Genomic DNA, 26137 nt, shown 5'->3' on the forward strand with positions numbered 1-26137 from the left:
TTGCTATCTATTTTTCGAGAAGAATAGAGGGAGGCGATATTATGCCCCATTGCAAGTTTTGGTGATAATTGCGATATCCGATATCCGATATACACAATTCGCATATGGCAACCTGCCTGGGGCTCCCTCCTCCGCTTCCAGGAGGTCTGCGCCGGAGCAAGCCGACCGCAAGGCAAGGGGCGGATCATACACGATTTCGCAGGGGTCTGCTCAATCGCTGTACGAGCTTTACCAACATTTATAATTGGAACTTGTACAATGCGCGCCCGAGCGCCGTGCTATCCTTCGCTTTCCTGTTCTTACCATGAAGTCAATGAATACCATTACCCCTGCAGAATCCGTCGATACCAACGCCACGCCCGAGGCGCAACAAGCCGCCGCGGCGCCGGCCACCGAAGCCACCCCGGCGCCGGACCAGGAATCGGCGACTGCAGTTCCTGAAGCGAAAGCAGCCGCAGCAAGCCGCGCTCCGGCCGCCAAGCCGGCCGGCGCCGGCCTGTCGCCGCGCGCCCTGCTCAAGCAGCTGCAGCAGGACTACCCGGCCTTCCGCGACTGCCTGCCGCTGTCGATCGGCATCGACAAGCAGCTGCTGGCCCGCATGCCGGGCCTGGACCGCAAGGTGATGCGCGCCGCCCTCGGCATCCACACCGGCTCGATGCGCTACCTGCGCGCCATGGAAAAAGCCAAGGTGCGCTACGATCTCGACGGCACCCCGGGCGCCGAAGTGCCGGACACCCACCGCGCCCACGCCAAGGAACAGCTGCAGCAGCGCTTCAAGAAGGAAGCCGAGCGCAAGAAAGCCGAACGCGACGCGGCCGCCGCCGAAGAAGCGAACCGCCTGCGCCAGGAAAAACTGCAGGCGCTGGCCTCCAAGTTTTCCAAGAACTGAGCCTGCGCGTTGAGTACGCCCGGGTTGAGTAGGCCTGTCACAGCCGGCCCCGCGCCGGCTCTCGAGGACGAGCTGCCGCCCTACGTCGGCATCGCCATGAACGCGGTGCGCCTGGTGCGCACCGAAGGCGATGCCGCCGACGCGCTGGCGGCATTGATGGCCGCCGATGCGATCGGCTTCGACACCGAATCCAAGCCGACCTTCGCCAAGGGCGAAGTGTCGACCGGGCCGCATCTGGTGCAGCTGGCCCTTGATGATGTGGTGTGGCTGTTCCAGACCGCGACCCCGGCCGGCACTGCACTCGCGATTCCCGTCATGAAGCCGGTGCTTGAATCGGACGCGATCCTGAAAGCCGGCTTCGGCCTGGGCGACGACGTGCGCCGCCTGCGCGCCAAGTTCGGCATCGAAGCGAAGAACGTGCTGGACCTGTCGACCGCCCTGCGCCGCCGCGGCGAACGCAATCCCCTCGGCGCCAAGAGCGCGGTGGCGCGCTTCCTCGGCCAGCGGCTGCAGAAGTCGAAGCGCATCACCACCACCAACTGGTCGCTTCCGCGCCTGAGCGAGCAGCAGCTGAAATACGCGGCCGACGACGCCCATGCGGCGCTGCGCATCTATCGCCACTGGCGCGCCAATCCTCCTGCCTGAGCGCGCTGCATAAACAAGTTGCCTAAGCGAGCTGCATAAGCTGGCCGCGCCAAACGTGCGCGGCCCTGGAATCGCGTTATCATCCTCACCATCTTCGCTGCCGGTGAGCCCATGAGATCGCGATGCCTGTCTGCCGCCCTGCTGCTTTCCGTATTCGCCGGCCCGGCGCCGGCTGCCGCACCCGCACCGCACACCGTCCCTGATACCCTGGCCCAGCGCCTGCTGGCCTGCGCCACCTGCCACGCGCGCGTCGATGCGCGCGGCAATCCGGTCAACGACAGCTTCTTCCCGCGCATCGGCGGCAAGCCGGCCGGCTACCTGCACAACCAGCTGGTCAACTTCCGCGACGGCCGGCGTCGGTATCCCCTGATGACTTACCTGGTCGAGCACCTTCCGGACGCCTACCTGCGCGAGATCGCCGACCATTTCGCGGCCCAGCCGCCGACCGTGCTGCCGCCTGCCGGCGCGGCGCAGGCGCTGCCGCGCGGACGCCAGCTGGCGCTGCAAGGCGACGCCGCGCGCGGCATCCCGGCCTGCATCGCCTGTCACGGCGCGCGCCTGACCGGCGTGAAGCCGGCGATCCCCGGCCTGCTCGGCCTGCCGCGCGACTACGTCAACGCGCAGTTCGGCGCCTGGCGCAACGGCGCGCGCAAGGCCCACGCGCCCGACTGCATGGCCTCGGTCTCGGCGCGCATGTCGCTCGAGGACGTGGCCGCCGTCGCCGGCTGGCTGGCGGCGCAGCCGATGCCGGCCGACGCCGCGCCGGCGGCGTCCATCGAAAGGCCCTTGCCGCTGGCCTGCGGCAGCGCCCCGGAGGCGCGATGAAAGCCGCGCGCATCGCCCTGCTCATCATCCTGGCGCTGCTGGTCGTCGCGCTGTTGCTGGCCTGGCCGCGCGCCCAGTACGTGGCGTCCAGCTCGCCCGCCGCCTGGGCCGCCACGCCGGAGAACATCGCGCGCGGCGCCTACCTGGCGCGCGCCGGCGACTGCATCGCCTGCCACACCGCGCGCGGCGGCGCAGCCTACGCGGGCGGGCGCGCGCTCGACACGCCGTTCGGCCGCTTCTACGGCCCCAACCTGACACCGGACCGCGCCACCGGCATCGGCGCCTGGAGCGCCGACGACTTCTGGAACGCCCTGCACAACGGCATCGCTCCGGCTGGCCGCCTGCTGTATCCGGCGTTCCCGTACACGAACTACTCGAGGGTCGCACGCGCCGACTCGGACGCGCTGTATGCGTACTTGCGCAGCCTGCCGCCGCAACGCCAGGCGAACCGGCCGCACGAACTGCGTTTCCCCTACAACCAGCAAGTCATGCTGGCCGGCTGGCGCCTGCTGTACTTCCGTCCCGAGGTGTATGAAGCGCAGCCGGCGCGCGGGGCCGAGTGGAACCGCGGCGCCTACCTGGTCGAAGGCCTCGGACATTGCAGCGCATGCCACAGCACGCGCAACCGCTTCGGCGCCGGCGGCGATGGACTGGACGGTGGCCTGATTGCCACGCTCGGCTGGTACGCGCCGTCGCTGACCTCAAACAGCGAGGCCGGCCTCGGAGGCTGGGACAGGCAGCACATCGTCGACCTGCTCGGCACCGGCATCTCGCCGCGCGGCTCGGCCACCGGGCCGATGGCCGAAGTGGTGGCGCGCAGCCTGCAGCACCTGACGCCATACGACCTGGGCGCCATGGCGAGCTATCTGAAGTCGCTGCCCGCCACCTCGGCGCCTCCGGTCGATCCGGGCCCGCCGCCGGGTGAGCAGGTGCTGGCCGAAGGACGCCGCATCTACGCAGCGCGCTGCGCCGACTGCCATGGCGCCGATGGGCAGGGCAAGGCGCCAGCCTATCCGCCGCTGGCCGGCAACCGCGCCGTGACCATGACGCCGGCGGTGAACGCGATCCGGATGACCGTCAACGGCGGCTTCCCGCCCGGCACGCATGGCAATCCGCGGCCCTATGGCATGCCGCCCTTCGGCCACGAGCTCGATGACGCGCAGGTGGCGGCGGTCTTGAACTGGATCCGGCGCAGCTGGGGCAATGCGGCGCCGGCGGTGAGCAGTGCGGAGGTCAACCGCCACCGCGCGCCGCCGGTCGACTAGCATGTTGCAACCGAGTCAGCGGCTTGCCTGGGCCGCTTGAAGGATCGTGGGATGCCAGCGGCACGTTTAGTAAAGCACCTAAACTGCCGCGGCTTTACGCCCGAAGACTCAACACCGGTGATGGAATATGGTTAACTTCGAAGCCGTACGTCACTTCCTGAAGCGATCACCATGAAGACTGCCTTTTCACCGCTTGCCGCACTGTTCGCGTTCGCCGCGCTGCTTGGCCTGACCGGCGCCCCCGCCGCATCGGCCGCGCCGGCTGCAGCGGCACCGATCAACGTCGCCAGCTACAACCTGCGCTACAACAATCCCGGCGATGGCCCCAACGCCTGGCCGGCGCGCAAGGAGATGGTCAAGTCGCTGATCCGCTATCACGAGTTCGACATCCTGGGGACGCAAGAAGGCCTGTCCGACCAGATCGCCGAGCTGGCGAAGATGGAAGAATTCGACCACGTCGGCATCGGCCGCGACGACGGCAGGAACGCCGGTGAGCATTCGGCGATCTTCTACCGCAAGAGCCGCTTCACGCTGCTGAACAAGGGCGACTTCTGGCTCAGCGAAACGCCCGACCGTCCTTCGCTTGGCTGGGACGCGACCTGCTGCAACCGCATCGCGTCGTGGGCCCACCTGCGTGAGCGCGGCAGCGGCCGCACGCTGTACGTGTTCTCCGTCCACTTCGACCATGAAGGCAAGCAGGCCCGCCGCGCCGCGGCCGACCTGATGCTGAAAAAGATCGCCGAGATCGCAGGCGGCGAGCCGGCCATCTGCGTGGGCGACTTCAATTCGACGCCGGACACGGCGCAGATCCAGGCGATGTCGAAAGCGCTGCGCGATGCGCGCAGCGCGAGCAAGGCGCCGCCGTACGGCCCGAGCGGCACCTACAACGGCTTCAAGCTGGACGCGCCGATGGCGGACCGCATCGACTACATCTTCGTCGACCGTCATTTCGACGTGCTCAGATATGCGACCCTGAGCGATTCGCTTGGTGGCCGCTATCCGTCGGACCACCACCCGGTGGTGGCGCGCGTCACGCTCAAATAAGCAAACAGCGCAGTGTCATCGCGTCACCGGCCGCCAGGCCCGCTCGGTGGCGCCGCCATCGCAAGCGATGTTACGATGGCTGGATCCGTGACTCGATTGACCTGCCGTGATCTTCCGCCACATTGGGCGCCTGCTGAACAAGCCTGCGCCACAGCCCTCCCCATCGCTCCGATCGCCGGCTGAACGTGCCGTCGCGCACATCATCGAAGACGTACGGCGCCGCGATTCGACGGCGCGCCTGATCGACTTTCTGTGCGACCGCAATGGCTACGTGCGCGAGGCGGCCGTCGAGCGTGCCGCACAGCTGGATGCGCCGGCATTGCTGCTGCCGGTCGCGGTCCGCCTGAATGACTGGGTTCCTGCAGTCCGGGACCAGGCCCGCGAGGCGGTGCTGCAGATGCTGGCGAACCGGAATCCCGACACGGATGGCGAGGTCCTGATGCAGCTTTTGCTGAACGTCCAGCATCTGAAGCAGGCACGGCGCGCCGACCACACCGACTGGATCGCCCGGTTCGAACCGCTGTTCATCGACGTCATGGGTGCTCGGCGCATCGCCGACGCCATCGACAACGCACGGCCCGCGTTGGCGCAAGCGTGTTTTTTGCTTGCAGACCGATACCGCCTCGCCGACAAGGTCGACCTGGGCCGGCGCGGCCTGGCGCGCAAAGGCAATGTCGTTCTCGCCCACATGGCGATCGCCATGGCGCGCGACCTCGCGCCGCAGGACAGTCGCCGCCTCTATCGGCAGGCCCTGTGCTCGACGGTCGGCCCGGTGCGTGCGCAAGCCTTGCGTGCATTGCTTCGCGGCGATGACGACGACCCGAGGGCATTGGCGCAATCGATGCTGGCCGACCGCAACGAATGGGTCAGACTGGTTGCAGGTACCTTCCTCGAGCGGCTCGGCTGCGACGTGCCCGCACTATATGGCGCCCACATCGCCAGTGCGGACAACGATGCGCGCAAGCTGAATGCCTGCCTTGCCGGGTTGGCGGAATTCCAGGGGACAGCGTACCTCGACCTGGCCCGCGCGGCCACCTCGGACCCGCGGGCGCGCGTGCAAGCCGCAGCCTATGCGGCCTGGGCGCGCCTGGCACCGCAAGAAAAGGACGTGATCGCCGAGCGTTTGCTGGCCAGCGAGCATCGCCGCGTGCGCAGGCTGTTCGGCGTCCTGGCCAGCAAACTTGGCGCTTATGTCCAGCGCGAGACAGCATTGCCGCTCATGCTCGCGCACGGCGATTATGGCCAGATGCTGGCGCTGGTGAAAGGCGAACCGTGGGCCTTGCTCGAAGTGATCGCCAGGACTGCTGCGATGACGCGCAGCGACCCGAACTTCAGGAGCAGGCTGCACAAGGAATTGTGTCTCTGGCTGGGATCCGCAGTGCGCGGCTACACGCAACCCACCGAGCAGCAGCGGGCATTTCTACGCCAGCAAACGGTTCAGCAGGCGCTGCTCGAACTGCTGGAAGGCGACCGACCAGGACAGGCCTATCTGAAACGCGAACTGTCCGCACTATGAACGACGGGTGCAGCGCTTTCAGTCGAGGCGTTTCAGGCGCTGCCCCAGGATGCCCCATTGGCAGGCGACGCCGTCGACCTGGCCGCACAGCGCCCAGCCGGTGCCGATCTTTTCAACCGTGACCTCGGTCTCGAGTTCCCTGGCCAGCTTCTCGGCCCAGCCCTTGGCGGCGCCCTGGCCCTTGAACAGTTCCTGGCCTTCGTAGATGACGGTGGCGTCGAACACGGGCATGGCGAATACGGTCATTGCAGTCTCCGGACTTCATTAAGAAGGCGACATCCTACCATCGCCTTCAGGCCGGCGGCGGCTTGCCTCAAGCCTCCGCCGGCGTCCTTGCACCTGCTTTTTCCCTTACCAGGTATAGCCGGCCTTCACGTAGAAGTAGCGGCCGTTGAAGCCGTTCGGCGCCCACACGCTGTACGGCTGGGTGCCGTTCACGTTCAGGTTCGACAGCGAGGTCACCTGCGCCGGATAGCGGTTGGTGACGTTGTCGATGCCGGCCGTCAGGCGCCACTGGCTGGCGAGGCGCACCGACGCGGCCAGGTCGAGCACCCATTGCGGATCGTAGTTCTGGTCCAGCGCCGGATCGTTCTGCGGCACCGTGAATTCGCCGTAGCGCGTGACCACCGCGCGCGCGTTCCAGATGCCCCTGGTGTAGTCGCCCGAGAGGCTCAGCTTGTCCTTGGGCGAACCGACGGTCAGGCGGTTGATGGTCTGGCGGTCGGCCAGCACCAGCCCCTGCTGCGCCAGCACGGCCGGCGTAGCGGCCACGCGCTGGACTTCATTGTCGTTGTGGTTGTACGCCAGCGTCAGGTCGGCGCGCGCGCCCTGCGCCAGGTTCAGGCGATAGGTGCTGACGATATCGACGCCCTTGGTGCGGGTGTCGACCGCGTTGGTGAAGTAGCGCGCGGCGCCGACGTACACGTTCTGCGCGGCCAGCGCGCTGACCAGGTCCGGCTTGTTGGCCAGTTGCAGGTTGGACGAGAACACGATGCGGTCGTCGATGTCGATGCGGTACAGGTCGACCGTGGTGGTCCAGTTGCGGGTCGGCTGCCACTGCGCGCCGATGCTCAGGTTGCGCGCCTTTTCGGCCTTGAGCGGCTGGGCGCCGAGCAGCGTCGCGGCGGCGCTGCCGACCGGGAAGGTGCCGGTTTCGACCAGCGCGCTGGTGCCGCCCACCAGCAGCGTGTTGGTGGTGGTGATGGTGTAGAACGACTGCGCCAGCGACGGCGCGCGAAAGCCCTTCGACAGCGTGCCGCGCAGCGCGAACTGCGGCGTGAACGCATAACGCGCCGAGGCCTTGGCCGAGTTGGTGGAGCCGAAATCGCTGTAGCGCTCATGGCGCACCGCCAGCGCGCCGGACAGCTTCTCGGTGATGTCGCCTTCCAGATTCAGGTACAGCGACTTGTTGTTGCGGCTGTTCTTGCCGGCGTCGTCCTGGCGGAAGCCCGAGTAGCCCTGGGCGCCGCTGCCGAAGTACGAGTTGGCTTCGCCGGCGCCGATTTCATAGGTCTCGCGGCGGTACTCGGCGCCCAGCGCGACCGTCAGCGGACCGCTCATGAACGACACCGGAATGTCGCGCGCCACGTCGAGGTTGGCCAGGCTCTGGGTCGAGGTCAGTTCGCCGGCATAGAAGCTGGTCGGGCTGGCCGCGCCCAGGCTGTAGTTGACGGTGTTGTTGACGTCGAGTTCAAACCGGTTGCGGCCGTGGTTCAGGCTCGCGTCCCAGCGCCACTCGCCCAGCACACCACGCAGGCCGGTAACGACCGACGCATCGGTCGACGTGCTGTCCAGCAGCGGCAGGAAGCCTTCCGGATACAGCGGTGTGCGCAGCGCGGTCCGGGCATCGTTGGTATAGGCGGTGCGGAAGGTCGCGGCCGACGAGGTCTTGCGCTCGCCGTAGTTGGCGAAGGCGTACCAGTCGACGTTGTCGTTGATGCGCACCTGGCTGTTGACGAACAGCGTGCGCGGACGGCTGTCCGGATCGCCGTAGCGCTGGGTGATGGTGCCCTGGCGCGGGCCGGCGCTGGCGCGCGGGTCGGCGAAGGCACGGTTGGTGGCATTGCGGTCGGCCGCTTCGACCGCTACGCGCAGCCAGCCATCGTCGCCCAGCTTGAAGCCGGTCGAGCCGCGCACGGTGACCTGCTCGCCGTCGCCCTCGTCGAACTGGCCGTAGGTCACTTCGGCTTCGCCGCCTTCGGCGCCGCGTTTCAGGATGATGTTGACCACGCCAGCGATCGCGTCCGACCCATATTGGGCGGCGGCGCCGTCGCGCAGCACTTCGATGCGCTCGATCGCGGCCAACGGAATCGCGTTCAGGTCGACCGGGGCCGAGCCGCGGCCGAGCGTGCCGTTGACGTTGACCACGCTCGACGCGTGGCGGCGCTTGCCGTTGACCAGCACCAGGGTCTGGTCGGGCGACAGGCCGCGCAACTGCGCCGGACGCACCGCATCGCTGGCGTCGGCGCCGGTCGGACGCGGGAAGTTCATCGACGGCAGCAGGCGCGACAAGACAGTAGCCAGCTCGCTCGAGCCGGTGCTCAGCAGCTCCTTGCTGCCGATGACGTCGACCGGCGACTCGGAGTCGAGCGTGCGACGGTTGAGCGAGCGGGTGCCGGTGACGACGACGGTCTGCTGTTCTGCGGCTGCCTGGTCTTGTTGCTGGGCGTCCTGGGCGAGCGCGACTGGCGGGGCCAGCGCTGCGATCAAGCCGAGGATGAGGACGGCGCGGGCCGGATTGGCGTGTTGGTGCTTGCAGCTCATGGTTTTCTCTCTGTTTTTTGCGTGTTGCGGCGGCGCTTCGGCGGCCGGGGGTCGCAAGCTTAACAGGCTGTCCATGGCGATACCAATACCGTTTGCTCCTATGCTTATATGCAAGAAGCAAGGGTTGGCGGCGGGCTTGGTGGCCGCTTGCGACTGCCCGTTGTATCAGAGATTCGGGACGGATGGCGCTCCGTGCAAGGCTACGTAGCGCCGGTATTGCGATTCGGAGATAAACCAGGTCCATCCGCCGAATACGGCGCCGCCGAGGATCAGGCACAGCGGCAAGTGAATGGTCAGGATCCGAACGATGTTGTCGGGATCGTTCAGCCACCATGGCAGCCCAAGCCCGAAGCACATCGGAAGTCCGAAGCCGAGGATACCGCGTCGTATGATCCACTTTGCGAGGCCCGCTTCGCGCTGCTTGTTCCAGGTGGCTGCCTGTGCTTCGTCCATCATGGCGTTCCTATCTACATGGCCGGGCAGCACCGGATATCCGGGCATCCATCTCGGCCTGGGTCAACGAATTCGGCATCGGATCATCGTCGGCCGGGAAGCCATCCGCGCCCATCCGGAGCGGCTTCGGCGGCACTTCGTCCGGGCAGCCCGGGACCGAGCGCGGAAGCGAGGCCGCGAGTTCGAACAGCCGCGCGCGCAATCCGGTCCTGATGACGTTGGCATGAATCCAGAGTTCGTACGAGCGCCGTCCCTCGTTCCACGACAGGTGGGACACGGCATCGCCCGCCGTATCTTCCAGCACGATCAGGCGCGCCGGCAAGCCATTGATGCGCTCAGGTTCATCCTCGGGGTCGCGTCGGCTGCGGGTGCCGTCCGCCGACATGTCGTGCTCGAACAGGATGACGCGTTGTCCCTCGGCCGTGCGAAATCCCCGATACAGGCGCGAGCGGATGCCGTTGACGGTCTCGGCCCGTCCGCCGAGCGCCTCGAATCCGGAGAACGGGGTGCGGGTCAGGTCCACCGGCGCGAAGGCCAGTTTCCCGACCGCGCCCTCGATGGCGCCGAGCGACATATCGAACCGCGCCAGGTCGCCCTCGCACACGCGTTCGACACCGTCCCGGCGCATCTGCCTGTCGCGTGCTTCGGCGGTAAGCGATGGATCGACACTGCAGTCGTACTGGCGCTTTTTGGCAAGCAGGGTCGTGCCGCTACTGGCGAGGACGACGAACGCACCGGCGGTGAGCAGCCAACGCCGTACTGGCGAGGCGGCGAACAAATTATTCATGGCGATCCTGCGTGACGGCGCGGTGAGTGGAAAAGCAGAGATGATGCCATGCCGTCCTTCGGCAATCCGCGCACATTCTCACTTGCCTGGCATTTATTTGATCGCTGCCGGCTGAAGACGGCACAGGCGAAAGGAATGCCGGGTAATCGGCAGGTCGGCTACACTGCTGGCCTGTCCACCATGAGCGGCCACGACAATGACCATGCCACGTATCGCAACCATCTTCCTCAGCCTCGCCACCATCTGCGCATCGAATGCGTTCGCGCAGCAAATCAAACTCCAGCCAGGGCTATGGCAAATCGACATGACCTTGCCCGGCGCCGGCGCGGACAGTCCGATGGCCGGCCTTGCCGCACAGATCCAGCGCCATGTGGCCTCGATGTCGCCGGAGCAGCGCAAGCAAATGGAAAAAACGATGAGTGACTTTGGCGCCGGCGGGACCGAATTCACGAATAGCGGGATGCGCACCAAACAGTGCCTGACCAGGGAGGGCATTGCGCGCTTCGATTTGCTGGGCAATAAAGGAAGCGACACCTGCACCAGGAAGTCCAGCCCCATGGCGGGCGGCGTCAAAGTGAACATGGTCTGTACCAGGCCGCAGATGACGATCGATGCCGCGCTCAAGTACGCCGGGGACAAAGCCTATACGTTCGACTCGACCGTTACCGCGACCGCTCCCGACGGCAGTACGACGACCCAGAAAACCAGCGGTACCGGCAAATGGCTGGGCAGCGAATGCGGCAACGTCAAGCCGCTCTCCGTCAATGGATGATGCCTTGCCGGGATCGGGCTGATTACACCATGTCCGCGAACGCCACCCGGTCGGTGGTGGCATTCCTCGCATCCTCGACCCGCACCTTGTGCGCCGCCAGCAATTCCTCGAGCGATGCATTCATGGTGTGGCAGCCCGCATCCTGCCCGCTGTTCATCTGCGCCCGGATCCCGCCCAGGTCGCCCGCCTCCAGCATGCGCATGACGGCCGGACTCGGCGTCAGGCACTCGGTCGCAAGATAATAACGATTGCCCTCCACCGACGGCAGCAGCGCCTGGCACAACACCCCGCGCAGCGCATGCGCCAGCGCCTGGGCCTGCGCATCCGAATTGCCCAGCAGGCGCAGCATCTTCTGCAGTCCGAGCTCGGTCGAGCGCGCGTGCAGCGTGGCCAGCACCAGCGGCCCCGATTCGGCCAGCGCCAGTGCTTCCTGCGCCGTCTGCGCATCGCGGATCTCGCCGATCACGATCACGTCCGGCCGCTCGCGCAGCGCGTCCAGTGCGCCCAGGTAGTAGCTTTCGACGTCGCCGCCCTCGCCTACTTCGCGCTGGGTGATGATGCACTTGCGCTGCGGGATCAGGGTCTCGACCGGGTCTTCGATGGTGATGATGTGGCCCGAACGCTGGCGGTTGATTTCGTCCAGGATCGACGCGATGGTGGTGGATTTGCCCTGGCAGGTGTCGCCGATGATCAGGACCAGACCGCTGGTCAGGCGCGCGAACTCGCGTTCGTCGTCCCACAGCCCCAGGTCGGATAGCGCGATCGGCTCTTTCGGGAAGCGCCGGATCACGCACCCCAGGCGCTTGCCGCCCTGGAAGCGGAAGCAGTTGGCGCGGATGCGCGCCGTGTGCAGGTCGATCGAGCGATCAAAGGCGCGCGAGGTGATGCGCTCCGGCCAGTTTGGTTCGATGACGTCGAAGAATTCTTCCAGCTCTTCCTTGGTGATCGGCGAATCGGTTACCGCCACCAGGCCCTTCGGCTGGCGCAGCATCAGCGGGCTGTTCTGGTGGATGATGATGTCCGAGAACACCAGCTTGGAATTGAGCAGGTGCAGGATCTGCTGGACCAGCGTCTCGAACACCGGATGGTCTTCGTTTTCGATGTACGAGAGCGTGGGAATCTGCGAGGACTGGTGGTGTTCCATCGGGCCGGTACTGACAAAAGATCAAGACCGGACCATTATAAAACCAAGAATTGCCTAAAGAAAATTAATTGTTCATCGTGACATGCTTGCAACAATCCGTTCGCCGAACACGGTGATCGCCACGCCGGCCACCACGACCAGGGCGCCGACGATGCGCACGGCCGACACTTTGCGCGTGGCCATATTGATCAATCCAAAGTGGTCGATCGTCATCGAGCTGAGCAGCTGACCGGCAATCACCAGCACCACCAGGCTCAACAAGCCAATGCGTGGCGCCAGGAACACGGTGCCGAACACGAAGGCAGCGCCGAGGAAACCGCCGGCAAATTTCCACAGCGGCTGCGACGGCAGCGCCGACAGCGTCGCGCCCAGCGTTCCCAGGCCGCCCTTGGCCAGCGCCATCACCAAGAGCACCGCGGTGCCGCAGCCAAACGACACCAGCGCCGCCATCACCGAATTGGCGCCCAGCGACTGGGCCAACTGGCTGTTCACGGCCGCCTGCACCGACATGGCGATGCCGACGCAAAACGCCAGCCCCAACAACATCACATTCATCGTACTTCCCTGACAAACAAAAAGCGCACGATTTTAGTGCATCCGGCGCCGCAGCGGTGGCACGGTTCATCACTCGTCCGTGCAATCCAGCCATGCTTCTGCGCGGCTCGTCGCAAAACGCGCGCGGGCGGCCGGCCGGAGGCCTAGCATCGGCCTGCCAATCAACCTTCCAAGGAGACCGTCATGCCGACCCGTCCGCCCATTTCTTCCACGCGCCGCACCCTGCTGCTGGGCGCCCTGCTCGGCTGCAGCACCACGCCCGCCCTTGCCGCCTGGTTCGGCGGAGAAACCGTCGAAGGCCGCGGCGCGGTGGCGCGCCAGGAGCGCCGGGTCGGCAGTTTCAATGGCGTGTCATTGGGCCTGCCGGGACGGGTCGAACTGCGCATCGGCGAGCGTGAAGGCATCACTGTCGAGACCGAAGAGAACCTGCAGGCGCTGATCGAGACCGAGGTCGAAGACGGCATGCTGCGCATCCGCCCGGCGCGGCGCAACCTGAACCTGCGCTCGCGCAATCTGCACTTCGTCGTCTACGCGCGCCGCATCGAGCGCCTGTCGCTGGGCGGCAGCGGCAGCATCGAGTCGGACCCGCTGCGCGGCGGACGCATCGACGTCGACATCGGCGGCTCGGGCCGGATCGAGCTGCAAGGGGTGGAAGCCGACCGGCTGGCGGTGAGCGTCGGCGGCAGCGGCGACCTGCGCTGCGGCGGCGGCAAGGTGGGCCGGCTGTCGGTCGCGGTGGCGGGATCGGGCGACGTCGATTTGGGACGGGTCGAGGCGCGCGAGGCCAGCGTCAACATCGCCGGCTCGGGTGACGTGACGCTGTGGGCGCAGGCCGACCTGAACGCCTCGATCGCCGGCTCGGGCGACATCGCCTATTACGGCGACCCGCGCGTGCGGCGTTCGGTGGCGGGATCGGGCGAGGCGCGCCGGCTGGCGGCGGCGCCGCGCTGAAGCGGCTCAGTGGCTGGCGTGACCGGCGTGGCCGGCATGGCCGCCGGCGGCCGGCTTGCCGCTGTGCGACAGCGGCATCACCGGCAGCGTGGCCTTGACGTCCTGGCGCTTGCCGGCGGCGTCCTGCAGCACCAGGGTCAGCTCGACGTTCTCGCCTTCCTTCAGCTGGCGCTTCAGGTCGAACAGCATCACGTGGTAGCCGCCCGACGCCAGGTTCACCGGTTTGCCGGCCGGCAGCTCGATGGCGTCGACCTTACGCATGCGCATCACCTGGCCTTCCATCGCCATCTCGTGCAGCTCGGCGCGGCCGGCCACGGGCGTGCGCACCTCGACCAGGCGCGCCGCGCCCGCCGACTGCAGCTGCATGAAGGCGCCAGTGCTCTTTTGCGCCGGGACGGTGGCGCGCACCCAGGGATCGGTCACGCTCACCTGCGCCAGGGCGGGCAGGGAAACGGCGGCGGACAACAGGCCGGCGGCAAGCGCGGCGAAAAGCTGGCGGGTCATGACGGTCCTCGCAAAGAAAATATCGACAACGGGTAAATAGAAATTATAGCGTTGGTATTGATCGGACGGCTCAGACAGCGCCGCGCAGCACTTCGCGCTCGACCAGCACGGTCTCGGCGCCGTCGGTCAGCCACACCTGGCCGTCCTGGATCGTGCATTGCAGGCTCATCGAACGCTGCGCCATCTTTTCCAGCTGGGCGCTGGTCTCGGCCGGGATGTTGATCACCGAAACGTTCTTGGCGCGCTCGATCTTGTTGGCCAGGCCCTTGAACCAGATGCTGCTGGTAGCGCTGTAGCTGTACACGATCACCCGCTCGGCGCGCCCGGCGGCCTTCAGGATGCGCTTTTCGTCCGGCTGGCCGACTTCGATCCAGAGGTCGATGGCGCCGGTCAGGTCCTTCAGCCACATGGCCGGCTCGTCGACGTCGAACAGGTCCTTGGTGAAGGCCAGCGCCGGGTCGGCGTGCAGCGCGAACGCCAGCACGCGGATCATCACGCGTTCATCGGTTTCGGACGGATGCCGGGCGATGGTCAGATTGTGTTCCTGGTAGTAGTTCCGGTCCATGTCGGCGATCGACAGGTCGGCCTTGTAGATGGTCGCTTTGAGAGCCATTGGTGCGTGAGGTTGTGCGTGCCTGGTTGAGAAAACCCGCTATTGTCGCATGGTGCGGGCGCGCCGGCGGCGCCGCGTGCAGCCTGTCGGCTTTCCAATACACCTTTTCACCCACCACGGAGACTTCGATGACCAACGCCTTCCCGCCCAACCAGCAGTTCCTGCTCGCCGCCCGGCCCGTCGGCCTGCCGCAGGCGCACGACTGGCAATTCCACGAACAGGCCGTGCCCGAGCCGCAGGAAGGCGAGATCGTGGTCAAGGTGCTGTACCTGTCGCTCGACCCCGCCATGCGCGGCTGGATGAACGAAGGCCGCTCCTACATCCGCCCGGTGGCGATCGGCGAAGTGATGCGCGCCGGCGGCCTGGGCATCGTGGTGGCTTCGCGCTCGCCCGCTTTCGCCACCGGCGACTACGTGGTGGGCGGCACCGGCGTACAGCGCTACTGGTCGGGGCCGGCCGACGACCGGAACGCCGGCTTCAGGCGCATCGGCTCCACGGTCGAGCATCCGACCGCCTGGCTCAATACCCTCGGCATGCCGGGCATGACCGCCTGGTTCGGCCTGCGCGAAGTGGGCCAGGCCAGGGCCGGCGACACGGTGGTGATCTCGGGCGCCGCGGGCGCGGTCGGCATGACCGCCGGCCAGATTGCGAAGCAGATGGGCTGCCGCGTGGTCGGCATCGCCGGCGGCGCCGACAAGTGCCGCTTCGTGGTCGAACGGCTCGGCTTCGACGCCTGCATCGACTACAAGGCGGGGCCGGTGCAGGCCGGCCTCAAGGAACATTGTCCGGACGGGGTCGACGTCTATTTCGACAATGTCGGCGGCGCCATCCTGGACGCGGTCCTGACCCGCATCCGGCTGCACGCGCGGATCGTGATCTGCGGCGCGATCTCGCAGTACAACGCCACCGAAAAAGTGACGGGGCCGTCGAACTACCTGGCGCTCCTGGTGAACCGGGCGCGCATGGAAGGCATGGTGGTGTTCGACTACGCCGCGCGCTACCCGGAAGCGGTGGCGCAGCTGTCGCAGTGGCTGCGCGAGGGCGCGATCCAGAGCATTGAACACGTGGTGGAAGGCTTCGAAGGCTTCCCGCAGGCGCTGCTGATGCTGTTCGAAGGGCGCAACCTGGGCAAGCTGGTGCTGAAGGTGGCGGACGCCTGACGGCATCCCGGCGGAACGGCGCCACACGCATGTCGAAGGCGAAGCCGAACGGCGCGGCTGAACTTCAGTCCGCGCCTGTGGTCGTAGAGGTTCGGGGCGACGCCCGCCTCTTCCCTTCATGGAGTCCGCCATGTTTCCTTATCCCGAAAATGCCAGCGCCAATCCGGCGCTGCGCGCCCAGTTCGACGCCCAGGTCGGCTACCTCGCCACGCTGTCGCAGCGCAGTTGCGACCTGATGGCGCGCCTGAGCGAACTGAACATGCAGCTGGCGCGCCAGACCATCGACGACGTGATCGACACCGGCCGCCAGATGGCCGCCTGCAGCGACCCGTTCCAGCTCGGCGCCACCGCCATGCACGGCTGGCAGCCGGTGGGCGAACACCTGCGCAATTACCAGCAGAACCTGATGGGCGTGCTGGCCGACGCCGGCGCCGGCCTGGGCCAGGCGGCAGCGCAGGCGCCGGCGGCGTTCGCCGCCAACAGCATGGCGGCCGCGAATGCGGCCAATGCCGCCGCCAGCAATATGGCGAATGCGGCCGCCACCGCGGCGCGGCGCGCCAGCTGATGCCGCGCCATCAGCCGGACCGGACGGCCATGCAATGACGACACGCGCGGACGGCGGAAAGGTTGAACTAACGTCCACCACGTTTCTCTAATCGCACGAGCGCAGCCATAGTGCGCTCACGGCAACCGGTACGGCCTCTGGTATGGCAACACCATCTAACAGCCCTACGGCACAAGGAGATCGACATGGCGACTAGCAAGGAGAACGGCAAAGGCACGAGCAGTCCCGGCAACGCCCAGAAGAGCGGGCAGCCGGCCAAGCGCGGGTTCGCCGCGATGGACCAGAACCAGCAGCGCGAAATCGCGAGCAAGGGTGGCCAGGCGGCGCACCAGAAAGGCACGGCGCACGAATTCGATTCCGAGGAAGCGCGCCGCGCCGGACAGAAAGGCGGCGAGGCAGTGAGCCGCAACCGTGCGCACATGGCCGACATCGGCCGCAAGGGCGGCGAAAGCCGGCAATCGGCCCAACGCGCCGCGGCGGCAGCGGCGGCATCCAAGGGCAACCGCCAGGGCGAGAAGGAGGGCTGACGCCGCTGTCACCGCGCCCGGCCCACCCTGCAAGGCGCAACGTTCCGGGCCCCGTCCCGACGGCCCGGTCCTGCGCGCAATCCGCTCCGCCGACCGGCGTCACCGGCCGGCGGAGTGGCTCCATTGTTTGTCTTCGCTAGTACTCTTCGCTTGTCGTCGTCGTTTGTCGTCGTCGTTTGTCGTCGTCGTTTGGCTCCCCCCACCTCGGGCTGCGTCTTTTCCCGCCGTGACCTGCCCTTGCATGCCGCCCCGGCTGTGGTACATTCCCGGCCCATGCATACCCTGAAATACCTGACCGCCTATCCCGAGCCGCTACGCGCCCAGGTCAGCCAGCTGATCGACCAGGACCGCCTCGGCGACACCCTGCGCCGGCGCTATCCCGACGCCCACGGCATTCGTACCGACGGCGCCCTGTACGGCTATGTGCAAGACCTGAAGGGTGAATACCTGCGCCAGGCGGCGCCGGTCTCGAAAGTCGCCTTCGACAGCAAGATCGGCGTGGTCCAGCACGCGCTCGGCCTGCACACCGCCATCTCGCGCGTGCAGGGCGGCCGCCTGAAGGCCAAGCACGAGATCCGCATCGCCAGCCTGTTCCGCGACGCCCCGCTGCCGTTCCTGCGCATGATCGCCGTGCACGAACTGGCGCACCTGAAGGAAAAGGACCACGACAAGGCGTTTTATAAACTGTGCTGCTGGATGGAGCCGGATTATCACCAGCTCGAATTCGACGTGCGCCTGTACCTGACCTGGCTCGACCTGTCCGGCGAACGCCTGTGGTGACTGTCGTCAGCCCGGTCCACGATGGATCCGGGATGTCCGGCAGCCAAAGGGCACGGAACGCTATCGTGCGCGCCCCGGATGTGAACATGTGAGAGAATGTTGCGTTAAGACAACAACAATTTACCACTATATAATGCGCTTAGGTAATTACCTCGACATACTTATGCAGCTCCGCTAGAGTTTGACAAGCAATATTTCCTGATCCAATCGCTACTGCAGCGATTCCAGGCCTGTGGCCACCATCCGACATCACATGTACCTGCAACCACGTTCCGGCACGCTTGCGCCTGCCGCTCAGCCCTTTTCGCGCCGCGCATCGGCGCCCGTATGCGTACCCAAGCGCATGGCCAGCCTGTTGGCGGCGCTCCTTTTGCCGTGCTTGCCCGGCGTGGCGATGGCCGATAACGGCCTGGTCCCAAGCTGGAAAGTGTCCGGCTTCGGCACGCTCGGAATGGTGCATTCGAGCCAGCGCAGCGCCGACTTTACCGCCTCGGTACTGCGCAAGGATGGCGCCGGCGCCACAAGCAGCTGGAGTCCCGACGTCGACAGCCGCCTGGGCGCCCAGCTCGACCTCGGCATGGGCCCCTGGTCGGCAGTGCTGCAGGTAGTCAGCGAACAGCGCCTCGACGGCGGCTACCAGCCCGAAATCGAATGGGCCAACGTCAAGTACCAGCTCACGCCCGAACTGGCGGTGCGCGCAGGCCGCATCGCGCTGCCGGTATTCCTGGCTGCCGAATACCGCAAGGTCGGCTATGCCCTGCCCTGGGTGCGCACCCCGGTCGACGTCTACGGCACCCTGCCGATTTCCAGCAGCGACGGCGTCGACATGACCTGGCGCTGGAGCACCGGCGACGTGCGCCACAATACGCAGCTGCTGGCCGGACGCACCAACCGCGACCTGGCCAACGGCCTGAAGATCCGCGCCGGCCAGATTCGCGGCGTCTCGCACAGCATCGAGCGCGGCGCGCTGAGCGGGCGCGTGACCGCATTCACTGGACGCCTGACCACCGGCATCGGCCGCGAGTTGTTCGACGCCCTGCGCATGTTCGGCCCGACTGGCAATGCCATGGCCGACCGCTACGCGATCGACGACAAGCGCGTGATGATGCTCAGCGCCGGCGCCAGCTACGACCCCGGCCCCTGGTTCGTGACCGCCGAATACGGCAAGACCCGCACCAGTTCCCTGCTCGGCGACGGCACCTCGATGTACGTCGGCGCCGGCCTGCGCCGCGGCGCCTTCACGCCTTACGCCGGCTACGCCCAGGTGCGCGCCGACGTGCCCTTGACCGACCCCGGCATTCCCACAACCGGCCTGCCGCCGCCACTGGCCGGCGCTGCGGTGCAGCTCAATGCCGGCGTCAACAGCTTCCTGTCGACGATCCCCGTGCAGTCGACCTGGAGCGCGGGCGTGCGCTGGGACGCGGCGCCCGACATCGCCCTCAAGCTGCAGTTCGAGCGGGTGCGCCCGCAAGGCGGCTCGCGCGGCACCCTGATCAACCCGACGCCCGAGTTCCGCTCGGGCCGCGCGTTCGGCATCGCCAGCGTCGCGCTGGATTTCGTTTTCTGAGGGGGCGACATGAACGATCGATTCCGTCCCTGCCTGCGCCTCCTGTGCGCCACCCTGGTCCTCGGTTTGTCGAGCAGCCTGGCCAGCGGCCACGCCTCGGCCGAGCTGGTGGTGGTGGTCTCCAGCCGCAATCCGGCCCCCAGCATGAACGCCGACCAGGTGGCCGCCATCTTCCTCGGCCAGTCGGCGCGCTTCCCCGACGGCGCGGTCGCGGTGCCGGTCGACCAGCGCCTCGGCGCCGAGGCCCGCCTGCAGTTCTACCGCGAGGTGTCCGGCAAGACCCCGGCCCTGCTCAAGGCCCACTGGTCGAAGATGGTGTTCACCGGCCGCGGCCAGCCGCCGCGCGAAGCGCAGGACGACGCCAGCGTGCGGCGCATGGTGGCCGAGAACCCGTCGATGATCGGCTACATCGACCGCAGCGCGCTCGACGCCAGCGTGCGTCCGGTACTGGTGCTGCAGTGAGGACGCGATGACCGTGGCGGCGCCTTCGGCTTCAGATTCTGTTTCGGCTTCGGCATTGGCGCCGGCGCAGCAGGCCGGCGCGGCCCCGCGCCGCGCCCTGGTGCGCCTGCTGGTGCTGGCGCTGGAGACCCACATCGCGCTGCCGCTGTTCGCGCTGGTGCTGCTGGGCGCAATCTGGTTCGGCACGCTGCACGTGCTGGAGCGCGAGCGGATCGACGCCGCTGCCGGCGCGCAGGAAGCCACGCGCGAGCTGCTCGACACCTATGAAGCGCAGATGGCGCGCAGCCTGTCCAACATCGACCAGACCCTGCGCGTGCTGAAGTACGCGGTCGAGCAGGACGGTCCTACCGGCGCGCTGCCGGCGCTGGCCGCCAAGGGCCTGCTGCCGCCGGGTGTGGTGTTCCAGGTCGAGATCGTCGACAGCCAGGGGCGCGTGGTGGCCAGCAATCCGGCCGGCGAGCCGCATGCGCCGGGGCGCAACGTGGCCGGCGCCGACTATTTCGAGTATCACCGCCAGGCCAACCGCGACCTGCCATTCGTCGGCCGCACCGCCATCCACCCGCGCAACGAAGAGCCGCACCTGCATTTCTCGCGCCGCATCAACGACGCTGCAGGACGTTTTGCCGGGGTGGCGGTGGTGGCGCTCGATCCGGCCTATTTCACCAGTTCCTACGAGCGTTCGCGCCAGGGCGAGCAAGGCCTGCTCGGCCTGGCCGGCCTGGACGGCGTGGTGCGCGCGCTGCGCATCGGCGAAAACCTGTCCTGGGGCCAGCGCCATGCGCCGGGCGTGGCCGACGCCGTCGTGCTTGGCCGCGGCATCGACGGCGTGGCGCGCTACACCAGCAGCCGGCCGCTGAACGGCTTCCCGCTGGTGGCGGTAGCAGGCCTGTCGCAAGCGGAGCAGATGGCCGAATACCACGCGCAGCGCCGCGCCTGGCTGCTGGGCGCCGGCATCGGCAGCGCGCTGCTGGTGGCGCTGGTGATCCTGGTCAGCGCCTGGAGCTGGCAGCTGACCAAGGCGCGCCGGCGCGAGCGCATGGCGCAGGAAACCTACGCCGCCGCCTCGGAAGCCAGCCCGGACGCCTTTTTCGTGCTGCGCAGCGTGCGCGGCGCGCGCGCCGGCGTGGCCGGTCGCGTGGTCGACTTCACCGTCGACGCCGTCAACAGCCGCGCCGAACGGCTCACCGGGCTGACGCGTGCACAGATGGCCGGCCAGCGCATGTCGACCTTCCTGCCGGCCGACCTGGGCGCGCACATCTTCGACGACCTGGCCGCGGTGGCGCACGACGGCCGTGCGCGCGAAGCCGAGTGGCTGACGCGCGCCCTGCCCGGCGAACAACGCTGGCTGCACCGCCAGGCGGTGGCGGTCGAGGGCGGCGTGGTGGTGATCGTGCGCGACATCACCGAGCGCCGCCTGGCGGAAGAACGCATCCGCCACCTGGCGCACCACGACGACCTGACCGGCCTGCCCAACCGCAGCCTGCTGCGCGAGCGGCTCGACGCCGCGATCGTCGACGCCGAACGCGAACGCGGCGTGCTGGCGCTGGCCTTCATCGACCTGGATGGCTTCAAGCTGGTCAACGATGGCCTGGGGCACAACGCCGGCGACGAATTGCTGAAAGTGGTGGGCGCGCGGATGCGCCGCTGCCTGGGTCCGGGCGACACGCTGGCGCGCTTCGGCGGCGACGAATTCGTGATCCTGCTGCCCGACCTGGGCGACGACGGCGGCGCCGCGGTCGGTGCGGTGGCGCCGTTGCTGGAGCGGGTGCGCGAGGCGGTCACGGAACCGGTGCTGGTCGAGGGCCAGGAAGTGCAAGTCAGCGCCAGCATCGGCGCCACCTTCTACCCGCAGGACGGCGTCGATGCCGAGGCGCTCATGATGCGCGCCGACGTCGCCATGTACCGCGCCAAGGAACAGGGCAGCAACAACGTCCAGCTGTACGCCAGCGAGATGGACGCCAGCCTCGAAGAAAAGCTGATGCTGCTCGAAGGCTTGCGCGCTGCGATCGACACCTGCGCCGAAGGGTATGGCGGGGCGTGCCAGTTCGAACTGCTGTACCAGCCCAAGGTCGACCTGCGCAGCAATCGCCTGGTCGGGCTCGAGGCGCTGATCCGCTGGCACCATCCGGAACACGGCATGGTGTCGCCGCTGCGCTTCATCGGCCTGGCCGAAGAGAGCGGCCTGATCGTGCCGATCGGCGATTGGGTGATACGCACCGCCTGTGCCCAGAACATGGCCTGGCGCCGCGCCGGCCTGGCGCCGCTGACGGTGTCGGTGAATGTCTCGGCGCGCCAGTTCGAAGAAAAGCGCCTGGTCGAGCGCATCGCCGGCGCCCTGCACGACAGCGGCCTGCCGCCCGCCGGGCTCGAGATCGAGGTCACCGAAAGCCTGATCATGCGCGACCTGGCGCGTTCGGTCGACAAGATGCGCGAGATCGAGGCGATGGGCGTGTCGCTGTCGATCGACGATTTCGGCACCGGCTACTCGAGCCTGTCGGCCCTGAAGTCGTTCCCGATCAGCCGCCTGAAGATCGACAAATCGTTCGTGGCCGACCTGGCCCACGACAGCGACGACCAGGCGATCGCGATGGCGGTGATCTCGCTCGGCCACAAGCTCGACCTGCGCGTGATCGCCGAAGGGGTCGAGACCGAGCAGCAGCGCGAGTTTTTACGCGCCAACGACTGCGACGAAATGCAGGGCTACCTGTTCAGCCGCCCGGTGCCGGCGCACGAGATCGCGCGCCTGCTGGCCGATGACGTACGGAGCGCCGCGCAAACCGACGTCCAGCGCGCCGCATGAACCCTTGGCGTCCTCTGTCCGGGGCGGCATCGGCGGCGCTGTTCGGCGCCGAGCCGGCGCTGCGCCGCATGCTGAATTACTGGGCCGCGACCGCGCTGCTGTACGTGGCCGGCATCGCGCTGCTGGCGTGCCAGGTGGCGGCCGGTTACTCGCCGGCCGCGCCGGCGATGCTGCTGGCCTGCGTGGCCGGCGGCGGCACCCTGTGTTTCTACATCCTGATCCGGTTTTCCGGCGCGCTGCGCCTGGCGCCCGAGGTGCTGGCGGTGCTGCAGTCGCTGTTCGCGATCGGCTGCGGCATGGCGGCGTATGCGATCGCCGGCCCGGTGCGCGCCGCCCTGTTGACCATGACGGTGGTGATCATCGCCTTCTGCGCCTTCGCACTGCGTCCGCGCCAGACGCTGCTGCTGGCGACGGCCGCCCTGCTCGGCCTGGGCGGCACCATGTGGCGCCTGCAGGCGGGCGACCCGCAGCGCTTCCCGCCCGCGGTCGAGGCGATGACCTTCGGCTACCTGGCGGCGGCGCTGCTGTCCACCGCCGTGCTGACCGGCGAGATGACCAGGCTGCGCCGGCGCATGAAGCGCAAGACCCAGGACCTGACGCAGGCGCTGGAGACCATCCGCACCCTGGCCACGGTCGACGAACTGACTGCGCTGGCCAACCGGCGCCACATGAACGAAGTGCTGCAGGCCGAGGAGCGGCGCCAGTCGCACAGGAACGGCAACGGCGGCGGCAGCTGCGTGGCCCTGCTCGACATCGACTTCTTCAAGCAGGTCAACGACCGCCACGGCCACGCGCTGGGCGACGCCGTGCTGCGCGAATTCGCGCTGGTCGCGCGCGGCGCCCTGCGCGCGCGCGACACGCTGGCGCGCTGGGGCGGCGAGGAATTCCTGCTGCTGTTGCCCGACGCGGCGCCGGCCGACGCCCACCAGGTGCTGGAACGGATGCTCGAGCGGGTGCACGCGCTGCGCATCGAGGGCATGGATCCGGAGCGGCGCCTGAGCTTCTCGGCCGGGCTGGCGGAGCGCCGCAGCGGCGAGCCGTTCACGGAGGCGATCAGCCGGGCGGACAAGGCGCTGTATCGGGCCAAGGCGGCGGGGCGGGACCGGATCGAGATGGCCTGAAAGGACTGCCCCGGGGGCGAAACCGGGCTTAGCCGCGCAGCTCCCTGGCTGCCGCATCCGCTTCCACCGCCGCCTGCACCGCCGGCGCCGGCGCCGCGGCGCGCAGGCGGCGGATCAGGGCGTCCGGATCGCTCTCGGCCATCATCAGGCCTTCATGCTCCGGCCGCACGAAGCCTTGGGCGCACTGGTGCCGCACGAACGCGCGCAGCCCGTCCCAGAAGCCGTTCACATTGAGCAGCGCGATCGGCTTGGCGTGAATGCCGAGCTGGGCCCAGGTGACCATCTCGAACAATTCTTCCAGCGTTCCCATCCCGCCCGGCATGGCGATGAAGCCTTCCGACAGGTCGGACATCATGGCCTTGCGCTCGTGCATGTCCTTCACCACGAACAGGCGCGTCAACCCGGCATGGCCGACTTCGCGCTCCATCAGCGCGCGCGGGATCACGCCAGTGGCTTCGCCGCCGAGGCGCAGCACTTCGTCGGCGATCACGCCCATCAGGCCGACCTTGCCGCCGCCGTAGACCAGGCCGATATTGTGCTCGACCAGGGCGCGCGCCAGCGCGCGGGCAGCGTCGGCGTAGACGGGATCGGCGCCGGGCGCGGCGCCGCAGTAGACGGCAAGTGTTTTCATGGTGCGGATGGAATCGGAGTCAGAGGAAGTCGGCGCCCGGGCGGGCGTCGGCCGACAGTTTTTCGAGATAGTCGTCGGACAGTTTTTCGAACAGGGTGCGGGTCTCGCCGCGCAGGTAGGGCCCGACCATCGACAGCACCTGGTAGCAGCCGCGCGCCAGCGCGTCGGCGATCGCCTGCTGCTCGCTGTATTTGCGCGGATTGCGCACGTACTCGAACGACAGCCAGTAGGTCGCCACCACCACCATATTGGTCGCCATGGCGCCGATCTGCTGGTCGGTGGCTTCCAGCGAGCCTTCGCTGCGCAGGTCTTCGCACAGCTGGCGCGCGACCTTGATCTTGTGGGCGTGGATCGCCTTGAAATGGAGTTCGAGTTTACGGTTGCGCGACAGCAGGTCGTTCAGGTCGCGGTAGAAGAAGCGGTAGCGCCAGATCAGCTTGAACATATGGTGCAGGTACAGCCACACGTCCTGCATGTTGGAGCGGCGCCCGGCCGGCACCGTCAGGATGCGCTCGATCTCCGCCTCGAACTGGACGAAGATCGAATTGACGATGTCGTCCTTGTTGCGGAAATGATAGTACAGATTGCCGGGCGAGATATTCATCTCCTCGGCAATGACGGTCGTCGTGATGTTGGGCTCGCCAAACTCGTTGAACAGCCTGAGCGAGAGCTCGAGGATGCGTTCACGGGTGCGGCGCGGAGCTTTTTGTTGCATGAAGGGCGAGATTAAAGTGCAATTGCTCAAGGATAACATCGAACGGTCGTTCTAATCGACCTTTCCGCGCCCCTCTTTCCGCGCTCCCCGGCGCACGACGCCCGGCCAGCGGCGCCGCGCCGTCCGGTTTACGCCGCCGCGCGTTCGCTGCGCAGGCGGAACGCCGCGCCGAGCCGTTCGCGCAGCTGGCTGGCGGTGACCGGCTTGATGTAGTGTTCGTCGGCGACGCCGGCCGCGATCGCGGCTTCGATCTCGCTCAGGTCGGGCTGGCCGGACAGCATCAGGCGGACTGTCTTCGGATAGCGGCGCGCCGCCTCGGCCAGCACGTCGGTGCCGCGCATGCCGGGCATGGCCTGGTCGCACAGGATCACGTCGACCGGTTCGGCCGCCAGCAGCGCCAGCGCTTCCTCGCCCGACTGCGCGCTCAGCACGCGATATGGTTCGCCGGTGAGCATGTCGTTCAGCACGCCCAGCATGAAGCGGTCGTCGTCGACCAGCAGCAGGGTCGGGCGCGCCAGCGCCGGGTCGGCGCCGGCAGCCACTGGCGCGGCGGCAGCAGGTTCGGGCGCCGCGGCCCACGGGTTGGACGCGGGCGCAGGTGCCGCAGGCGCCGCCGTGGCCGCGACGGGGGCCTCAGCTTGCGGCGCCGGCGCCGCAGCGGCGGCCGGCGGCGTGCCCGCCAAAAACGCTTCCAGTTCGGCGACGAAGCTTTCCGGCTCGATCGGCTTGCTGATGTAGCCGTCGAAGCCGGCCGCCAGCACTTTCTCGCGGTCGCCCGCCATTGCCAGCGCCGTCACCGCCAGCACCGGCACCGCGGCCAGCGCCGGCTCCTGCTTGAGCGCGGCCAGCACCTGGAAGCCGTCCATGCCGGGCAGGTTGACGTCGCAGGCGATCAGGTCGGGCAGCTCGCTGCGCGCGGCCGCCACGCCGCGTGCGCCGTCCGGCGCGTTCAGCGGCGTGTGGCCATAAGCGCTGAGCAGGAACGACATCAGTTCGATGTTGGCGGGATTGTCTTCGATGATCAGGATACGGGCCACGGGTGTGCTCCGGAATGCGACGTTGATGTCACTTTACCACGCCGGA

27 protein-coding genes are annotated in these 26137 nt (G+C 67.7%); 16 read left to right on the forward strand and 11 right to left on the reverse strand.

Annotated elements, in window-relative coordinates; all coding sequences use genetic code 11:
• The first annotated feature begins 313 nt into the window (after window positions 1-313).
• The 6 genes from QPK27_RS14850 (at window position 314) to QPK27_RS14875 (ending at window position 6184) form a co-directional block, all read left to right on the forward strand.
• Window positions 314-889 (forward strand): ProQ/FINO family protein, encoded by a 576-nt coding sequence (locus QPK27_RS14850; protein WP_290419027.1) that lies wholly within the window; start codon window positions 314-316, stop codon window positions 887-889.
• Window positions 890-985: 96 nt separating this feature from the next.
• Complete coding sequence (locus tag QPK27_RS14855) at window positions 986-1534, forward strand: 3'-5' exonuclease (RefSeq protein ID WP_290419088.1); 549 nt, start codon at window positions 986-988, stop codon at window positions 1532-1534.
• A 111-nt stretch (window positions 1535-1645) separates the two neighbouring features.
• A complete protein-coding gene (locus QPK27_RS14860) occupies window positions 1646-2359 on the forward strand; it encodes a cytochrome c4 (protein ID WP_290419028.1) in 714 nt (237 codons plus the stop codon).
• Entirely contained in the window at window positions 2356-3624 is a 1269-nt protein-coding gene (locus tag QPK27_RS14865) for a cytochrome c (RefSeq protein WP_290419029.1), read from the forward strand. The genes QPK27_RS14860 and QPK27_RS14865 overlap by 4 nt, the downstream gene beginning before the upstream one ends.
• A gap of 171 nt (window positions 3625-3795) precedes the next feature.
• Entirely contained in the window at window positions 3796-4668 is an 873-nt protein-coding gene (locus QPK27_RS14870; protein ID WP_290419030.1) for an endonuclease/exonuclease/phosphatase family protein, read from the forward strand.
• A gap of 106 nt (window positions 4669-4774) precedes the next feature.
• Window positions 4775-6184, forward strand: coding sequence for a hypothetical protein (locus QPK27_RS14875; protein ID WP_290419031.1), 1410 nt, complete (start codon window positions 4775-4777; stop codon window positions 6182-6184).
• A gap of 18 nt (window positions 6185-6202) precedes the next feature.
• On the opposite strand, the gene QPK27_RS14880 is transcribed toward QPK27_RS14875, so the two are convergent.
• The 4 genes from QPK27_RS14880 to QPK27_RS14895 form a co-directional block, all read right to left on the reverse strand.
• Window positions 6203-6430, reverse strand: coding sequence for a hypothetical protein (locus QPK27_RS14880; RefSeq protein WP_290419032.1), 228 nt, complete (start codon window positions 6428-6430; stop codon window positions 6203-6205).
• A gap of 105 nt (window positions 6431-6535) precedes the next feature.
• Window positions 6536-8947 (reverse strand): TonB-dependent siderophore receptor, encoded by a 2412-nt coding sequence (locus tag QPK27_RS14885; protein ID WP_290419033.1) that lies wholly within the window; start codon window positions 8945-8947, stop codon window positions 6536-6538.
• A 165-nt stretch (window positions 8948-9112) separates the two neighbouring features.
• A complete protein-coding gene (locus QPK27_RS14890; protein ID WP_290419034.1) occupies window positions 9113-9403 on the reverse strand; it encodes a hypothetical protein in 291 nt (96 codons plus the stop codon).
• A 7-nt stretch (window positions 9404-9410) separates the two neighbouring features.
• A complete protein-coding gene (locus QPK27_RS14895) occupies window positions 9411-10187 on the reverse strand; it encodes a hypothetical protein (protein WP_290419035.1) in 777 nt (258 codons plus the stop codon).
• Window positions 10188-10389: 202 nt separating this feature from the next.
• Here QPK27_RS14895 and QPK27_RS14900 point away from each other — a divergent pair, with 202 nt between their 5' ends.
• On the forward strand, window positions 10390-10959 hold the full coding sequence (locus QPK27_RS14900; RefSeq protein WP_290419036.1) for a DUF3617 domain-containing protein: 570 nt from the start codon (window positions 10390-10392) through the stop codon (window positions 10957-10959).
• A gap of 22 nt (window positions 10960-10981) precedes the next feature.
• Here the strand turns inward: QPK27_RS14900 and QPK27_RS14905 are convergent, their stop codons facing one another.
• Both QPK27_RS14905 and QPK27_RS14910 read right to left on the reverse strand, forming a co-directional pair.
• A complete protein-coding gene (locus tag QPK27_RS14905) occupies window positions 10982-12103 on the reverse strand; it encodes a type IV pilus twitching motility protein PilT (RefSeq protein WP_290419037.1) in 1122 nt (373 codons plus the stop codon).
• A 72-nt stretch (window positions 12104-12175) separates the two neighbouring features.
• A complete protein-coding gene (locus QPK27_RS14910; protein ID WP_290419038.1) occupies window positions 12176-12658 on the reverse strand; it encodes a DMT family transporter in 483 nt (160 codons plus the stop codon).
• 183 nt (window positions 12659-12841) lie between these two features.
• Here QPK27_RS14910 and QPK27_RS14915 point away from each other — a divergent pair, with 183 nt between their 5' ends.
• The gene (locus QPK27_RS14915; protein WP_290419039.1) at window positions 12842-13609 is read left to right on the forward strand and encodes a head GIN domain-containing protein; all 768 of its coding nucleotides are present in this window, start codon (window positions 12842-12844) and stop codon (window positions 13607-13609) included.
• Window positions 13610-13615: 6 nt separating this feature from the next.
• Here the strand turns inward: QPK27_RS14915 and QPK27_RS14920 are convergent, their stop codons facing one another.
• Window positions 13616-14113, reverse strand: coding sequence for a copper chaperone PCu(A)C (locus tag QPK27_RS14920; protein ID WP_290419040.1), 498 nt, complete (start codon window positions 14111-14113; stop codon window positions 13616-13618).
• A 70-nt stretch (window positions 14114-14183) separates the two neighbouring features.
• Window positions 14184-14726, reverse strand: coding sequence for a YaeQ family protein (locus tag QPK27_RS14925; protein WP_290419041.1), 543 nt, complete (start codon window positions 14724-14726; stop codon window positions 14184-14186).
• Between the two features lie 128 nt (window positions 14727-14854).
• On the opposite strand from QPK27_RS14925, the gene QPK27_RS14930 reads away from it, so the two are divergent.
• The 8 genes from QPK27_RS14930 (at window position 14855) to QPK27_RS14965 (ending at window position 23708) form a co-directional block, all read left to right on the forward strand.
• Window positions 14855-15886 (forward strand): NADP-dependent oxidoreductase, encoded by a 1032-nt coding sequence (locus QPK27_RS14930; RefSeq protein ID WP_290419042.1) that lies wholly within the window; start codon window positions 14855-14857, stop codon window positions 15884-15886.
• 130 nt (window positions 15887-16016) lie between these two features.
• Window positions 16017-16451: a phasin family protein gene (locus QPK27_RS14935; protein WP_290419043.1), complete on the forward strand. Its 435-nt coding sequence runs from the start codon at window positions 16017-16019 to the stop codon at window positions 16449-16451.
• A 185-nt stretch (window positions 16452-16636) separates the two neighbouring features.
• Complete coding sequence (locus QPK27_RS14940) at window positions 16637-16978, forward strand: KGG domain-containing protein (RefSeq protein WP_290419044.1); 342 nt, start codon at window positions 16637-16639, stop codon at window positions 16976-16978.
• A 273-nt stretch (window positions 16979-17251) separates the two neighbouring features.
• The gene (locus QPK27_RS14945; RefSeq protein ID WP_290419045.1) at window positions 17252-17758 is read left to right on the forward strand and encodes a M48 family metallopeptidase; all 507 of its coding nucleotides are present in this window, start codon (window positions 17252-17254) and stop codon (window positions 17756-17758) included.
• 343 nt (window positions 17759-18101) lie between these two features.
• Window positions 18102-19325 (forward strand): porin, encoded by a 1224-nt coding sequence (locus QPK27_RS14950; protein ID WP_290419046.1) that lies wholly within the window; start codon window positions 18102-18104, stop codon window positions 19323-19325.
• Between the two features lie 9 nt (window positions 19326-19334).
• Window positions 19335-19787 (forward strand): phosphate ABC transporter substrate-binding protein, encoded by a 453-nt coding sequence (locus QPK27_RS14955; protein ID WP_290419047.1) that lies wholly within the window; start codon window positions 19335-19337, stop codon window positions 19785-19787.
• A gap of 13 nt (window positions 19788-19800) precedes the next feature.
• Window positions 19801-22587, forward strand: coding sequence for an EAL domain-containing protein (locus tag QPK27_RS14960; protein ID WP_374047071.1), 2787 nt, complete (start codon window positions 19801-19803; stop codon window positions 22585-22587).
• Window positions 22584-23708: a diguanylate cyclase gene (locus QPK27_RS14965; RefSeq protein ID WP_290419048.1), complete on the forward strand. Its 1125-nt coding sequence runs from the start codon at window positions 22584-22586 to the stop codon at window positions 23706-23708. Before QPK27_RS14960 ends, QPK27_RS14965 begins: the two co-directional genes overlap by 4 nt.
• Window positions 23709-23736: 28 nt before the next feature.
• Here QPK27_RS14965 and QPK27_RS14970 read toward each other — a convergent pair whose 3' ends face one another.
• The 3 genes from QPK27_RS14970 to QPK27_RS14980 form a co-directional block, all read right to left on the reverse strand.
• The gene (locus QPK27_RS14970; protein ID WP_290419049.1) at window positions 23737-24339 is read right to left on the reverse strand and encodes a TIGR00730 family Rossman fold protein; all 603 of its coding nucleotides are present in this window, start codon (window positions 24337-24339) and stop codon (window positions 23737-23739) included.
• Between the two features lie 19 nt (window positions 24340-24358).
• Window positions 24359-25054, reverse strand: coding sequence for a TetR/AcrR family transcriptional regulator (locus tag QPK27_RS14975; protein ID WP_290419050.1), 696 nt, complete (start codon window positions 25052-25054; stop codon window positions 24359-24361).
• A 128-nt stretch (window positions 25055-25182) separates the two neighbouring features.
• Window positions 25183-26091 (reverse strand): response regulator, encoded by a 909-nt coding sequence (locus QPK27_RS14980; RefSeq protein ID WP_290419051.1) that lies wholly within the window; start codon window positions 26089-26091, stop codon window positions 25183-25185.
• Window positions 26092-26137: the final 46 nt, after the last annotated feature.

Origin of the sequence: Massilia sp. YIM B02443 (genome assembly GCF_030411955.1) — a bacterium.
Lineage (GTDB): Bacteria > Pseudomonadota > Gammaproteobacteria > Burkholderiales > Burkholderiaceae_D > Telluria.